Here is a 12,945-nt window from a genome sequence, read left to right as displayed (position 1 = left end):
TCCAGAAAGCAAAAGCCCCGTCGAGCCGATGCAAGACGGGGCTTGGAATTGGTAGGCGCGATTGGACTCGAACCAACGACCCCCACCATGTCAAGGTGGTGCTCTAACCAGCTGAGCTACGCGCCTGGGTCGGTTGCAAGCCCTGCATTGTAGCAGCAAAATCTGGCTCATCCTGCCACTGGCGCTGAATTTCTCGCGCCTCGTCCAGCCGCTGGATGAGGGCTTGCACGGCTTCGGGCCAGAAGTGCTGGCCGGTGTTTAGGGCCGGGCACATCGAACAACAGCGTTCTTTCGGAACGGGAACACCTTGGGTGCTCAACGCCGCCAGACCCGCTGCACGCCGGGGACGTCCTGCACCACGGCCATGACGCGCGCCACCTTCATCGCATCAGGCACCTCCACGGTGAAGGTCATCCAAGCCACTCCCTTGACGGACTGGGTCTGCACGCCAATGACGTTGATCTTCTCCCTGGCAAACGCATCGGAAATATCGCGCAGCAGGCCCTGGCGGTCTATCGCTTCGACGGCCACGTCCACCGGATAGTGCGGCGCATGCTCGCCTTTGGCCTTGGCGCCGCTCCACTGCACGTCGATGACCCGGCCCGGGTGACGCTGCGCCAAGGTGGCGAAATCGGGGCAATCGGCCCGGTGCACGCTGACCCCTTTGCCGCGCGTGACATAGCCGCGGATGTCGTCCGGCGGGGCCGGCTTGCAGCACTTGGCCAGCTGGGTGAGCAGCGAATCCATGCCCACCACGAGCACGCTGCCCTGCGGGGCCCGGTCTTCGCCGCGGGCTTTTTTGAGCACCACCTCATCGGGCGTGGGCAGGGCCTGGGGCGGGTTGAGGTATTGCTCCACCGCCCGCAGGGTGATTTCTTCCTTGCCCAGCGCCTCGCACAAGGCTTGCGGATGGTCGTAGCCCAGGCCGGCGGCGAGTTCTTCGAGGTTGATGGCGGTCTTGCCCTCGCGCTGCAGCAGCTTGTCCAGCGCTTCGCGGCCGCGCTGGATGTTGTCTTGCGCGGCCAGCGCGTTGAACCAGGCCCGCACCTTGCTCTTGGCCCGGTGGCTGACCAGATAGCCCTGCTCCGGATTGAGCCAGTCCCGCGACGGCCCGCCCTCCTTGGCGGCGACGATTTCGACGGTCTGCCCATTCTGCAGCGGGGTGTTGAGCGTGACCATGGCGCCATCGACGCGGGCGCCACGGCAGCGGTGTCCCAGATCGGTATGCACCGCATAGGCAAAGTCCACCGGCGTGGCCCCCTTGGGCAGCTCGACGATGGCGGCATGCGGCGTCAGCACGTAGATGGCATCGTCGAACAGATGCTGCGCCGCCCCCATGTCGCTCTGCCAGGCCAGGAGCTGGCGCAGCACAGCGATCTTGGCGTCGTAGTCGGAACTGGCGCTCACCCCGGCATAGCCCTTGGCGCCGGCCTCCTTGTAGGCCCAGTGGGCGGCCACGCCGTGCTCGGCATGCTCGTGCATGGCCTGGGTGCGGATCTGGATTTCGAAGGCGCGCCCCTGCTCGTCGCGCACCACCGTGTGCAAAGACTGATAGCCGTTGGGCTTGGGCTTGGCGATGTAGTCGTCGAACTCTTCGGGCACCGGGCTGAAGTGCGCATGGGCGTATGCCAGCACCCGATAGCAATCGTCGATTTCGGGCACCACCACGCGCAAGGCCCGGATGTCGAACACCTGATCGAAATCCAGCGACTTGCCGCGCATCTTCTTGACGATGCTGTAAATGTGCTTCGGCCGTCCCTGCACCTCGGCCTGGATGCCTTGGGCCCGCAAAGCCGCTTCCAATTGGCTGCGCACCTGCTCCACATGGCTTTCGCGCTCGACGCGCTTCTCATCCAGCAGCCGGGCGATCTGTTTGTAAGTGTCTGGCTCCAGAAAACGGAAGGCCAAGTCTTCCATTTCCCATTTGAGCTGCCAGATGCCCAGCCGGTTGGCCAGCGGCGCGAACACGTGCAGCGATTCGCTGGCCAGGCTTTCGTCAGGCACGGTTTTGGAGGCGGCGTGATAGCGCAGCGTCTGTAAGCGTGAAGCCAGCCGTAGCATCACCACCCGCAGATCCCGCGAGAAGGCCAGCAACATCTTGCGGATGTTCTCCGTCTGGCTGGCTTCGAGTTCGGTGGCACCGATGCGGGCCGCCGCGGTGCCGGCCTGCTCGGCAGCGGCGCGCTGCGCGCGAATCTGCGCGGCCTTCAGGCGGGTTTGCCGCTGGAGTTGCACCAGTTTGGTGGTTTCGATGGCCACATCGGCGTAGTCGGGCCCGAAGGCTTTGCTGATCACCTCCCGCGGGCGGTTGAGGTACTGGCAGGCGTACACCAGATACACACACGCCTTCATTTCGGTCGTGCCGCCGATGGCGTCGATGATCTGGGCCACGCCATCGGCGTGATCGAGGGTGTTTTCGCCGGTGTCCAGCGTCTCGGCCAGCAGCAGCGGTTCGGCAAAGGCACGGGCGCGCTCGACGGCGCGCGGATCGGTGGGGACGGTTGGGCGACGGGCCAAGGCCGACACCAGGGCCGGCACGGGCGCCTCCGGCGGCTGGCCAACGGGCTTGGCAAGGCTGGTCGATGCAAGGGTTTCGACCATCATGCCTCCAGCAAGAATGCACGCACTGCGGCGACCTGATCGTCGGCCACGAGCGTGGGGGCGTGCCCCACGCCGGCGAATTCGACCAGCCGGGCCCGCGGTCCGCGCTGCGTCATGGCCAGCGCCGTCTCGCGGCTGAGCAAGTCGGACTGCGCGCCGCGCAGCAGCAGCGTGGGCGCAGTGATGGCGTCATAGAGTTGCCAGAGCACGGCTTCGCCAGCCTGAGCGGCCTGGCGCGTGGCCTCGCCGTCTTCGGCGGCCAGCAGGGCTTTGAAAGGCACGGCGATGTCGGGGTCGTAATGGAAGGTCCAGCCCCCCTGCACCGCGCGCAGCATGGGGCGCGACAACGCCAGCCACTGCTCGGGCGTGTGCGGCCCGAAGGAGCGGGAAATCTCCCACAGCGCGTCGGCGGCGGCCTGCTCCGACGCAAACACCGGCTGTATGCCCAGATAGGCGCCGATGCGCCGCAGCGAGGACGGCTCGATCACCGGCCCCACGTCGTTGAGCACCAGGCGACGCAAGCCCCCAGCCGGTTGCGCGGCCAGGGTCATGCCGATGAGCCCGCCCATGCTGGTGCCCACCCAGTCGATGGTCAGGGCATACGGCTCGGCCGTGCCAGCGACCGCGGCATGGCGCTGGCGCAAATGCGCCAGCAGCACGCCCAGGTCATTCGCATAAGTCGGAATCTGATAGGCCATCGGATCGGCCAGCCAGTCGCTGTGGCCACGGCCGGCCACGTCCACGCACACCACGCAGGCGTGCGGCGCCAGCGCCTGGGCCAGGACATCGAAATCGCGCGACTGGCGGCTCAAGCCGTGAACGCAGACGACCACATGGGCAGGACAGGGCTGCCCGGTGGCGTTCCACTCCCACCAGGCGATGCGGCGCTCGTCACTGTGCTTGGCCCGAGGGCCAGGCACATCGAGGTGATGCAGTACGGGTTCCATGAGGCTATGGGGTCTGTGGCCGGTTGCGGTCGAACCCGCCGGCGCGGGTTCCCCGATAATGCTCCGGCACCGATCGTAAATCATCAGGAGTTACAGCATGCTGAACGGAAAAACCGCCCTGGTCACCGGATCGACCAGCGGCATCGGCTTGGGCATCGCCAAGGCGCTGGCGCGCCAAGGGGCCAACGTCATGCTCAACGGCTTCGGCGAGGTGGAAGCCGCCAAAGCCGAAGTCGCGGCTTTGGGCGTGAAGGTGAGCTACCACCGCGCCGACATGAGCAAACCGGCCGAGATCGAAGACATGATGAAGGCCGCCGCCGCGGAGTTCGGTCGGGTGGACGTGCTGGTCAACAACGCGGGCATCCAGCATGTGGCGAACATCGAGGATTTCCCCGTCGATCGCTGGGACGCCATCATCGCCATCAACCTCAGCAGCGCGTTTCACACCACGCGGCTGGCGCTGCCGGCCATGAAGGCCGCGAACTGGGGACGCATCATCAATGTGGCCTCGGTGCATGGGCTGGTGGCCTCGGCGCAAAAATCCGCATACGTGGCTGCCAAGCACGGCATCGTGGGGCTGACCAAGGTCACCGCCCTGGAGACGGCCACCACGGGCGTGACGTGCAACGCCATCTGCCCCGGCTGGGTGCTGACCCCGCTGGTGCAGAAGCAGGTGGACGCCAAAGTCGCGGCGCTGGGCATCAGCAACGAAGAAGCCACGCGCCGGCTGCTGGGCGAAAAAGAGCCTTCGATGCAGTTCACCACGCCAGAGGAACTGGGCGAACTGGCCGTCTTCTTCTGCTCGCCGGCGGCCAACAATGTGCGTGGCGTGGCCTGGAACATGGATGGCGGCTGGGTCGCCCAGTGACGCGATCACTGTAGCTGCACGCTGCCCGAGACGGTGACTTGCACCAGCGTCTTGCCCGGCTCTGCCGGCACGGGTGCCGACATCACCGCGGCGTTGGCGTCGGCCGCCATCATCATGCGCGGCCGCATGGCGTATTCCTGGCCGCCTTCGCTGACGGCCACTTCGCGCAGCGTGTAGCCGCTGAACCCGAAATCTTTGGCCACTTGCTGGGCCGTGGCTTTGAAGCGGGCAATGGCCTCGCTGCGAATGCCGTCCTCCAACGCCTGGCGGGCCTGACGGCTGAGCGAGAAGTGCATCTGCGAAAGCGCCATGCCGGGGGTATCGCCAGCAGTGGCGGCGATGCGGGCGATGTCTCGGCCCTGAACCAGCAATTCCGCGCTGCCCTGCCAGCCCACGATCTGGCCTTCCCGGTTGTGGCGGGGCTGCACGCTGAACCCGCCGCTGCTGACCTCCAGTTCCCCCTCCTTGACGCGCGGGCGCACGTGGCGCAAGGCGTTGTCCAAAGCGGTCTGGAGTTGGCGCTGGACGGTGGCGGCGTCGGCCGCCTGGGCGCGGTGCGTCAACACCACGGTGAGCCAGTCCTGCACCGCCTCCTGCTGGGCGCTGGCGCTGAGTTGGACCACATTGTGCGGGGCCGGCGCAGGCGCCTGCGCCCAGAGCGGCGATGTCAGAGCCAGCGCAACCCCGGTGAGCGTGACAGCGCGAAAGCGTTGGAAGTTCGTCATGGTTTTATCACTCCTGAATGAGACAGCCGCCAGTGTGCCACCGAAAACGGGCCTTGCCGAGCGATCCGCCGCACAAAGGCGCAACATCTGTAACCGGGCGTTTCGCCGGCCGCCCACCCGCTTTCCGACCCGGCCGGCAGTGTCACAATGAGCACTGTTACATTTTCGGGAGCCTGCCATGCCGACTCTGCCCAACCGCGCGGACCGCATCATCGTCGTGGACGACGATGCGCGCATCCGCGACCTGCTCAATCGCTATTTGACCCAGGAGGGCTTTGACGTGTGGGTAGCCGAAGATGCGCGCACGCTGGACAAGCTGCTCATGCGCGACACGGTGGACCTGATCGTGCTCGACCTGATGCTGCCCGGCGAAGACGGGCTGAGCATCTGCCGCCGCCTGCGGGCCGCGAACAACCGCACCCCCATCATCATGCTGACGGCCAAAAGCGAGGACGTGGACCGCATCGTCGGGCTGGAAGTGGGGGCCGATGACTACCTCGGCAAGCCGTTCAACCCACGGGAATTGCTGGCACGCATCCATGCCGTGCTGCGCCGCCGCCCACCGCCAGAGGTGCCTGGCGCGCCCTCCGCCGAGCAAGAGGTGGTGACGTTCGGCCCCTTCGAGCTGGACTTGGGCAAGCGCATCTTGCGCAAAAACGGCAAGGAAGTGGGCTTGACCACCGGTGAATTCGCCATGCTCAAGGCCCTGGTTCGCCACCCCAGGCAGCCCATGTCGCGCGACAAACTGGCGCAACTGGCCCGCGGCCGCGAGTTCGAGCCTTTTGACCGCAGCCTCGATGTGCAGGTGTCGCGGCTGCGCAAGCTGATCGAGGCCGACCCATCCTCGCCCCGCTATCTGCAAACCGTCTGGGGGGTGGGCTATGTGTTCGTGCCCGATGACGACGCCTGAGCGCGCATGAGCACCAACAGCCCCAGCCCGGTTCGGGGCATCAGCCTGTTCTGGCGCACGTTTTTGCTGCTGGGCGCGTTGCTGATGGGCTCGGTACTGGCCTGGTTTCTGACGTTTCTCACCCTGGAAGAAGAGCCCCGGGCGCTGCAGAGCGCCCAGCAGCTCGCCTCGGTCGTCAACCTCACCCGCGCCGCCATGGTCCACGCCGACCCGATTGCGCGGGTGTCGCTCGTCAAGACGCTGGTGGAACAGGAAAACGTGCGCATCGCCGTGCGCGAACCCACCGACACTTACCGGGCTTACGACCAGGACGCCTTGAGCCGGCGCATCAGCGAGCTGCTGGCGTCGCGGCTGGGGCCGGAAACCATCGTGGCACGGGAAGTCAACGGCTTCGAGGGGCTGTGGATCGGCTTCATGATCGACGACGATAACTTCTGGCTGCTGGCTGATCCGGAACGGGTGGGCAGCATCAGGGGACAGACCTGGCTGGTTTGGCTCGGCATTGCGGCAAGCCTCTCGCTGCTGGGGGCGGCCCTGTTCGCGGGCTTGCTCAACCGGCCGCTGAAGCAACTTTCGGCGGCCACGGCGCGGGTGCGCGACGGGGATTTCCGCTCTGGCCGGCTCGACGAGGAGGTGGCCACCATCGAAATTCGCGAGGTCAACGTCGGCTTCAACCGGATGGCCGAGCAACTAGCCAAGGCCGAAACCGATCGCACGCTGATGCTGGCCGGCATCTCGCACGATCTGCGCACCCCCCTGGCCCGGCTGCGGCTCGAAACCGAGATGAGCGTGCCCGATGAAACCGCCCGCCAGCTCATGGCCGCCGATATCGAGCAGGTCACGGCCATCATCGACAAGTTTCTGGACTACGCCCGCGCCGAGCACGTGCAGATGGGCGCGGTGTGCCTCGATGAAGTGATTCAAGCGGCCCTGCAGCCCTATGCCGGCGCGCCCGATTGCGAGGTGCGGTTTGCCCCAGACCAGCGCTGGATGGTGCAGGCCGACGAGGTGGAACTGCGCCGGGTGATCGACAACTTGCTGGAAAACGCTTCGCGCTACGGGCGCAGCAGCGACCAGACGCTGCGCGTGGACATCCACATTCGTGCCCACGCCGACTGGGTACAGCTGGAACTGACGGACCACGGCGCAGGCGTACCCGCCGACCTGTTGCCGCGCATCGTGGAGCCATTCTTTCGCGCCAACGAGGCACGCACCGCCGCCACCGGCTCCGGCTTGGGGCTGGCGATTGCGGTCAAGACGATGCAGCGCATGGGGGGGCAATTGCGCCTGCGGCCCGCCGCCACGGGCGGCTTGACGGCCGAACTGCTGCTGCGCCCTGCCTGAGCCCAACCCTTGCTCAAGCCATGCGCTGCAGCAGCACCACCGCCCGGCATTCGATGCTCAGCCCCTGACCGACCGGCCCGAGTTTTTCAGCGGTTTTGGCTTTGACGTTGACCTGCTCCTGCCGCACCCCGAGGATGGCGGCAATGCGTTGTCGCATCGCTGCCTTGTAAGGGGCCAACTTGGGCGCCTGCGCAACGACGGTGGCGTCCACATTGGCCAAGACATAACCCAAGGCTTGGGCCTGGGCCCAGGCGTGGGCCAGCAATTCGGCCGAGTCGGCCCCTTGAAAGCGGGCCTCGGTGTCGGGAAACAAGGTGCCGATGTCGCCCAACGCCGCAGCCCCCAGAATGGCATCGGTGATGGCGTGCAGCAATGCATCGGCATCCGAATGCCCAAGCAATCCACTGTGATGGGGGATTGCCACCCCGCCCAGCACGAGTGGACGGCCCGGAACCAGAGCGTGCACATCCCAGCCTTCCCCCACGCGCCACAGGGGCTGCGCCTCAGGGCGGGGGGTCATGCCGCCTCCTGGGCCGCGTCGGCATGCATCAACAAGGCTTGAGCCATGGCGAAATCCTCCGGGTAAGTGACTTTGAAGTTGCGGCTGCTGCCGACCACCAGCAGCGGCCGCTCGCCGAGGGCCTCCACCGCGCTGGACTCGTCGGTCACACCTTGGAAGCCCGAGGCTTGGCGCGCGGCCAGCGCCTGGTACAACACCTGCCAGCGGAACATCTGAGGCGTCTGGGCCAGCCATTTGTCACCGCGCTCCACCGTGGCTTGCACCCTGGGTGGGGCTTGCTGGCCGGTGGCTTGTTTCAAGGTGTCGGGCAGCGGCAGGGCCAGCAGCCCGCCCACCGGCTCATCGCGGCAAGCGTCGATCAACCGTTCGATATCGGCCGGGCGGATCAGGCAGCGGGCGGCATCGTGCACCAGCACCCAGTCTTGCGCTCTGGCCCCAGCCCCTGAGAGGGCCAGCAAGCCATTGAAGACACTGTGCGCACGGGTTTCGCCGCCTACATGCCAAACCCGGATGCGCTCGTCGGCGGCATGGTATTGCGTGTCGCCCGGCGCCACCACCACGCCCACGCCGGCGATGGCAGGCACCGCCAGAAAAGCGGCCACGGTGTGATCGATCACGCGACGGCCTGCGACGCGCTGGTATTGCTTCGGCCCTTGCGCGCCCGAGCGGCTGCCCACGCCGGCGGCAGGAATCAAGGCGTACAGCCGCTGCGGGCCGTCGGCTCGGTCATCGAAAGGCCGCAGAACGGGTTCGGGCATGGCTGGGGGCGGGATGGTCATGGTGAAGTCGGATTCTAAAATCCCGCTTGGCCGACACCCCGCCCACGTTGGAGCGGGGTGTCTGCGCTTGTCATTGCCTTCGCCGTTCATGGACCTGCCCAAACTCACCCCCGGAAAACGCTTTGCCCTGCCCCGCCCCCTCGGTTCTGCCGACGCTTTGCTGCTGGCCGAACTGGCTCGCCGCGAAACGTCAGAAGGCCGTCCGCTGGCCATCGTCACCGCCGACGCGGCCGACGCACAGCGACTCCTGGAAGAAATCCCGTTCTTTGGACCGGAACTGCGCTGCGCCCTGTTCCCGGACTGGGAGACGCTGCCCTATGACAGCTTCTCGCCCCATCAAGACTTGATCTCGGAGCGGCTGGCCACGCTGTGGCGTATCCAGCAGCGGCACGCCGACGACGGGGCCGACGTGGTGCTGGTGCCGGCCACCACGGCGCTGTATCGGCTGGCGCCCCCGTCGTTCCTCGCGGCATACACCTTTTCCTTCCAGGTGCGCCAGAAGCTGGACGAGGCCAAGTTGCGGGCGCAACTGACGCTGGCGGGCTACCAGCATGTCACCCAAGTCGTCAGCCCTGGCGAGTATGCGGTGCGCGGCGGCCTCATCGACTTGTTCCCCATGGGCTCGCCCGTGCCCTACCGGGTGGACCTGTTCGACGACGAGATCGACTCGATCCGCACCTTCGACCCGGACACCCAACGCAGCCTCTACCCCGTGCCCGAGGTGCGGCTGCTGCCAGGACGGGAATTCCCCATGGACGAAGCCGCCCGCGCCCGATTCCGGGCCCGCTGGCGCGAACTGCTCGACGGCGACCCCACCAAAAGCCGCATCTACAAAGACATGGGCAACGGCGTGGCCACGGCCGGCATCGAGTATTACCTGCCCCTGTTCTTCGAGCAAACCGCCACCGTCTTCGACTACCTGGGCCAAGATGGCCCGCATGCCGCGACCTTGGTGCTCCATGGCGACTTGGACCATGCCTTTGCGCGCTTTTGGCAAGACACCCAGGAGCGCTACCGCTTGATCCAAGGTGACCCGGAGCGTCCGGCGCTGCCGCCTCAGGCGTTGTTTCTGGATGCCGAAGGTTTCTACGCCGCTGCCCGCGCCCATCGGCAGTTGGCGCTTCGGCCCGAGCAGCCCGAAGCCCGCGCCCTGACCTGGGCCCAGGGTCTGCCGGACTTGGCCGCCCAGCGCGGGGCCGAAGACCCTTTGGCCAAGCTGCAAGCCCACATTCGCCAAACCCCGGCCCGCGTGCTGCTGCTGGCCGAAAGCGACGGCCGACGCGAAAGCCTGCTGGACTTTCTGCGCGCCAGCGGCCTGAACCCACCCGCCTTCGACTCGTTGGCCGAATTCCAGGCCAGCGCCGAAAAAACCGGCATCGCCACCGCCGCGCTGGCCAACGGCTTTGCCTGGACTGACGGCGGCATCCACTTCGTCACCGAAACCGAGCTGTTCGCCGCCGGCCCCACCCTGCGGCGCCGCCGCAAGCAAGAGCAGGTCAGCGACGTCGAGGCGCTGATCAAGGATTTGAGCGAACTCAACGTGGGCGACCCCGTGGTGCACAGCGCCCACGGCATTGGACGCTACCGCGGCCTGGTCCATATGGACATGGGCGCCACCAACCCCGACGGCAGCCCCGCGCAGCAAGAATTCCTGCACCTGGAATACGCCCAGGGCGCGGCGCTGTACGTGCCCGTCAGCCAGTTGCACCTCATCAGTCGCTACACCGGCGTCAGCCCCGAGGAGGCCCCACTGCATCGCTTGGGGTCCGGCCAGTGGGACAAAGCCAAGCGCAAAGCCGCCGAACAGGTGCGCGACGCCGCCGCCGAACTGCTCAACCTCTATGCCCGCCGCGCTGCCCGCCAGGGCCATGCCTTTCGCTTCAGCGCGCAGGACTACGAACAGTTCGCCAACGATTTTGGCTTTGAGGAAACCCCCGATCAGAAAGCCGCCATCCACGCCGTCATTCAGGACATGATCAGCCCGCAACCCATGGACCGCCTGGTCTGTGGCGACGTGGGCTTCGGCAAGACGGAAGTGGCGCTGCGCGCCGCCTTCGTGGCCGTGACCGGAGGCAAGCAGGTGGCCTTTTTGGCCCCGACCACCTTGCTGGCCGAGCAGCACTACCAGACCCTGGTGGACCGCTTTGCCAAGTGGCCCGTCCGCATCGCCGAGATGAGCCGCTTCCGTACCGCCAAAGAGATCAACGCCGCCATGAAAGGGATCGCCGATGGCACCGTGGACATCGTGGTGGGCACGCACAAGCTGCTCAGCGAAAAAACCCAGTTCAAAAACCTGGGCCTGCTCATCATCGACGAGGAGCACCGCTTTGGCGTGCGGCACAAAGAAGCGATGAAAGAACTGCGCGCCGAGGTGGATGTGCTCACGCTCACTGCCACGCCCATTCCGCGCACCCTGGGCATGGCGCTGGAGGGCTTGCGCGATTTGAGCGTGATCGCCACCGCGCCGCAGCGCCGCCTGGCCATCAAGACCTTTGTGCGCAACGAGGACAACGGCATCATCCGCGAAGCCGTCTTGCGCGAGCTCAAGCGCGGCGGGCAGGTGTACTTCCTGCACAACGAGGTCGAAACCATCGAAAACCGCAAGCAAAAGCTGCAAGACATCCTGCCCGAAGCGCGGATCGCCGTCGCCCACGGCCAGATGCCTGAACGCGAGCTCGAACGCGTCATGCGCGACTTCGTGGCCCAGCGCTACAACCTGCTGCTGTGCTCCACCATCATCGAGACCGGCATCGACGTGCCCAACGCCAACACCATCGTCATCAGCCGCGCCGACAAATTCGGGCTGGCGCAGTTGCACCAATTGCGCGGGCGCGTGGGCCGCAGCCACCACCAGGCCTACGCCTACCTGCTGGTGCCCGACATAGAGGGGCTGACCAAGCAAGCCGCCCAGCGGTTGGAAGCCATCCAGCAGATGGAGGAACTCGGCAGCGGCTTTTACCTGGCCATGCACGACCTGGAAATCCGCGGGGCCGGCGAAATCCTGGGCGAAAACCAAAGTGGCAACATGATGGAAGTGGGCTTTCAGCTGTACAACGAAATGCTGGCCGAGGCCGTGGCCAGCCTCAAAGCCGGCCGTGAGCCCGACCTGCTCAAACCCTTGTCGGCCACCACCGACATCAACCTGCACGCCCCCGCCCTGCTGCCCAACGACTACTGTGGCGACGTGCACCTGCGCCTGAGTTTTTACAAAAAGCTCGCCACGGCCAAAACCATCGATCAAATCGACGCCTTGGTCGAAGAAATCGTGGACCGTTTCGGCAAACTCCCCCCTCAGGCGCAAACGCTCATGGACGTCCATCGCCTGCGCGTGCTGTGCGCCCCCTACGGCGTGCAGAAGGTGGACGCCACACCCGGCGTCATCCTCATCACCTTCCGGCCCAACCCGCCCGTGGACCCGATGCGCATCATCGAGCTGGTGCAGAAGAACAAGCACATCAAGCTGGCCGGCAACGACAAACTGCGCATCGAGCGCGCCCTGCCTGAACCCAAAGACCGCGCCCAAATGGTGCGGGATGTGCTCAGGTCGTTGGGGCAACCGTCGAAGATGGCCGACTCGGCGTTGCTGGCTTGATGCCGGCCCGCGGGGGCAGGCGGCGGGCATCAGCCTGCCCCTGTGCCCTCACCTGTTCAAGCCAGCGCTGGCGCTGCTCGGGCGTGGACTTGTGCACGGGGCCGATACGCGTCATGTCAACCGGTTTGAGGCCGCAGAACCTCAAGATGCTGCGCTCCAGGGACCGTGCCGTGGGGTCGCCCTGAATGAATCGCAAATACCAGCCCGGGGAATCGGTGGTCATGATTACCCTGGCGCTGCGCCCAGCCAGCAGACCATCGACCAAACCATTGGGCAGATAACGAAACGCCCAGCCTCGCTCCAGCACGCGATCGAAAAAACCCTTTAGCAGGGCTGGCATGGAGCCCCACCAGACGGGAACGACCACCACGATACGCCGTGCCTCTGCGATAAGCTGCTGTGCCCGTTGCAGATCGGGTTCCAAGGCCTGTTGCCCGTTGAAGCCCTGATGGAGGATGGGGTCGAACGCCAATTGGCGCAGCGCCAGCAGTTCCACCCGTGCCCCTGCCTCGCGCAGTCCGTCTGCGTGGCTCTTCGCCAATGAGGCACACAAGGAATCAGCATCGGGATGCCCGTCAATGATGAGTACGTCAGCCAAGTCACACCTTCCTTTTGAATCTTTACATTGTCAATATTGACCGGCCAAGTATTCGATAAAA

10 protein-coding genes and 1 tRNA gene are annotated in these 12,945 nt (G+C 65.9%); 4 read left to right on the top strand and 7 right to left on the bottom strand.

Going from position 1 to position 12,945, the window contains the following annotated elements; all coding sequences use genetic code 11:
* Positions 1–49: 49 nt before the first annotated feature.
* From DFR43_RS08135 to DFR43_RS08125, 3 genes are all read right to left on the bottom strand, one after another.
* A tRNA-Val gene (locus tag DFR43_RS08135) sits at positions 50–126 on the bottom strand.
* 189 nt (positions 127–315) lie between these two features.
* On the bottom strand, positions 316–2,604 hold the full coding sequence (locus DFR43_RS08130) for a RelA/SpoT family protein (protein ID WP_245988874.1): 2,289 nt from the start codon (positions 2,602–2,604) through the stop codon (positions 316–318).
* Positions 2,601–3,548, bottom strand: a complete 948-nt coding sequence (locus tag DFR43_RS08125; protein ID WP_133597490.1) for an alpha/beta fold hydrolase — start codon at positions 3,546–3,548, stop codon at positions 2,601–2,603. Before DFR43_RS08125 ends, DFR43_RS08130 begins: the two co-directional genes overlap by 4 nt.
* Positions 3,549–3,645: 97 nt before the next feature.
* On the opposite strand from DFR43_RS08125, the gene DFR43_RS08120 reads away from it, so the two are divergent.
* Complete coding sequence (locus tag DFR43_RS08120; protein WP_133597488.1) at positions 3,646–4,416, top strand: 3-hydroxybutyrate dehydrogenase; 771 nt, start codon at positions 3,646–3,648, stop codon at positions 4,414–4,416.
* A gap of 5 nt (positions 4,417–4,421) precedes the next feature.
* On the opposite strand, the gene DFR43_RS08115 is transcribed toward DFR43_RS08120, so the two are convergent.
* Entirely contained in the window at positions 4,422–5,141 is a 720-nt protein-coding gene (locus DFR43_RS08115) for an SIMPL domain-containing protein (protein ID WP_133597486.1), read from the bottom strand.
* A 178-nt stretch (positions 5,142–5,319) separates the two neighbouring features.
* Between DFR43_RS08115 and ompR the strand changes: the two genes are divergently transcribed.
* Both ompR and DFR43_RS08105 read left to right on the top strand, forming a co-directional pair.
* Positions 5,320–6,051, top strand: a complete 732-nt coding sequence (gene ompR / locus DFR43_RS08110) for an osmolarity response regulator transcription factor OmpR (protein WP_133597484.1) — start codon at positions 5,320–5,322, stop codon at positions 6,049–6,051.
* Positions 6,052–6,057: 6 nt separating this feature from the next.
* On the top strand, positions 6,058–7,395 hold the full coding sequence (locus DFR43_RS08105; RefSeq protein ID WP_133597482.1) for an ATP-binding protein: 1,338 nt from the start codon (positions 6,058–6,060) through the stop codon (positions 7,393–7,395).
* Between the two features lie 13 nt (positions 7,396–7,408).
* Here the strand turns inward: DFR43_RS08105 and ispF are convergent, their stop codons facing one another.
* Together ispF and ispD are read right to left on the bottom strand one after the other, a co-directional pair.
* Entirely contained in the window at positions 7,409–7,915 is a 507-nt protein-coding gene (ispF, locus tag DFR43_RS08100; protein WP_133597480.1) for a 2-C-methyl-D-erythritol 2,4-cyclodiphosphate synthase, read from the bottom strand.
* Positions 7,912–8,694, bottom strand: coding sequence for a 2-C-methyl-D-erythritol 4-phosphate cytidylyltransferase (gene ispD / locus DFR43_RS08095; RefSeq protein ID WP_342776096.1), 783 nt, complete (start codon positions 8,692–8,694; stop codon positions 7,912–7,914). The genes ispF and ispD overlap by 4 nt, the downstream gene beginning before the upstream one ends.
* 88 nt (positions 8,695–8,782) lie before the next feature.
* On the opposite strand from ispD, the gene mfd reads away from it, so the two are divergent.
* Positions 8,783–12,286: a transcription-repair coupling factor gene (gene mfd / locus DFR43_RS08090; protein WP_133597476.1), complete on the top strand. Its 3,504-nt coding sequence runs from the start codon at positions 8,783–8,785 to the stop codon at positions 12,284–12,286.
* On the opposite strand, the gene DFR43_RS08085 is transcribed toward mfd, so the two are convergent.
* On the bottom strand, positions 12,234–12,884 hold the full coding sequence (locus DFR43_RS08085) for an NAD(P)H-dependent oxidoreductase (protein WP_133597474.1): 651 nt from the start codon (positions 12,882–12,884) through the stop codon (positions 12,234–12,236). The genes mfd and DFR43_RS08085 overlap by 53 nt on opposite strands.
* Positions 12,885–12,945: the final 61 nt, after the last annotated feature.

It is taken from the genome of Tepidicella xavieri, assembly GCF_004363315.1.
Lineage (GTDB): Bacteria > Pseudomonadota > Gammaproteobacteria > Burkholderiales > Burkholderiaceae_C > Tepidicella > Tepidicella xavieri.
Note: the sequence above shows the minus strand (reverse complement) of the source record. Positions and strands in the feature narration are given on the sequence as shown.

What these genes read in the sequence shown, in the direction of transcription:
- DFR43_RS08130 (WP_245988874.1), bottom strand. Translation starts at nt 2,604, where the DNA reads ATGATGGTCGAAACCCTTGCATCGACCAGCCTTGCCAAGCCCGTTGGC.
- DFR43_RS08125 (WP_133597490.1), bottom strand. Translation starts at nt 3,548, where the DNA reads ATGGAACCCGTACTGCATCACCTCGATGTGCCTGGCCCTCGGGCCAAG.
- DFR43_RS08120 (WP_133597488.1), top strand. Translation starts at nt 3,646, where the DNA reads ATGCTGAACGGAAAAACCGCCCTGGTCACCGGATCGACCAGCGGCATC.
- DFR43_RS08115 (WP_133597486.1), bottom strand. Translation starts at nt 5,141, where the DNA reads ATGACGAACTTCCAACGCTTTCGCGCTGTCACGCTCACCGGGGTTGCG.
- ompR (WP_133597484.1), top strand. Translation starts at nt 5,320, where the DNA reads ATGCCGACTCTGCCCAACCGCGCGGACCGCATCATCGTCGTGGACGAC.
- DFR43_RS08105 (WP_133597482.1), top strand. Translation starts at nt 6,058, where the DNA reads ATGAGCACCAACAGCCCCAGCCCGGTTCGGGGCATCAGCCTGTTCTGG.
- ispF (WP_133597480.1), bottom strand. Translation starts at nt 7,915, where the DNA reads ATGACCCCCCGCCCTGAGGCGCAGCCCCTGTGGCGCGTGGGGGAAGGC.
- ispD (WP_342776096.1), bottom strand. Translation starts at nt 8,694, where the DNA reads ATGACCATCCCGCCCCCAGCCATGCCCGAACCCGTTCTGCGGCCTTTC.
- mfd (WP_133597476.1), top strand. Translation starts at nt 8,783, where the DNA reads ATGGACCTGCCCAAACTCACCCCCGGAAAACGCTTTGCCCTGCCCCGC.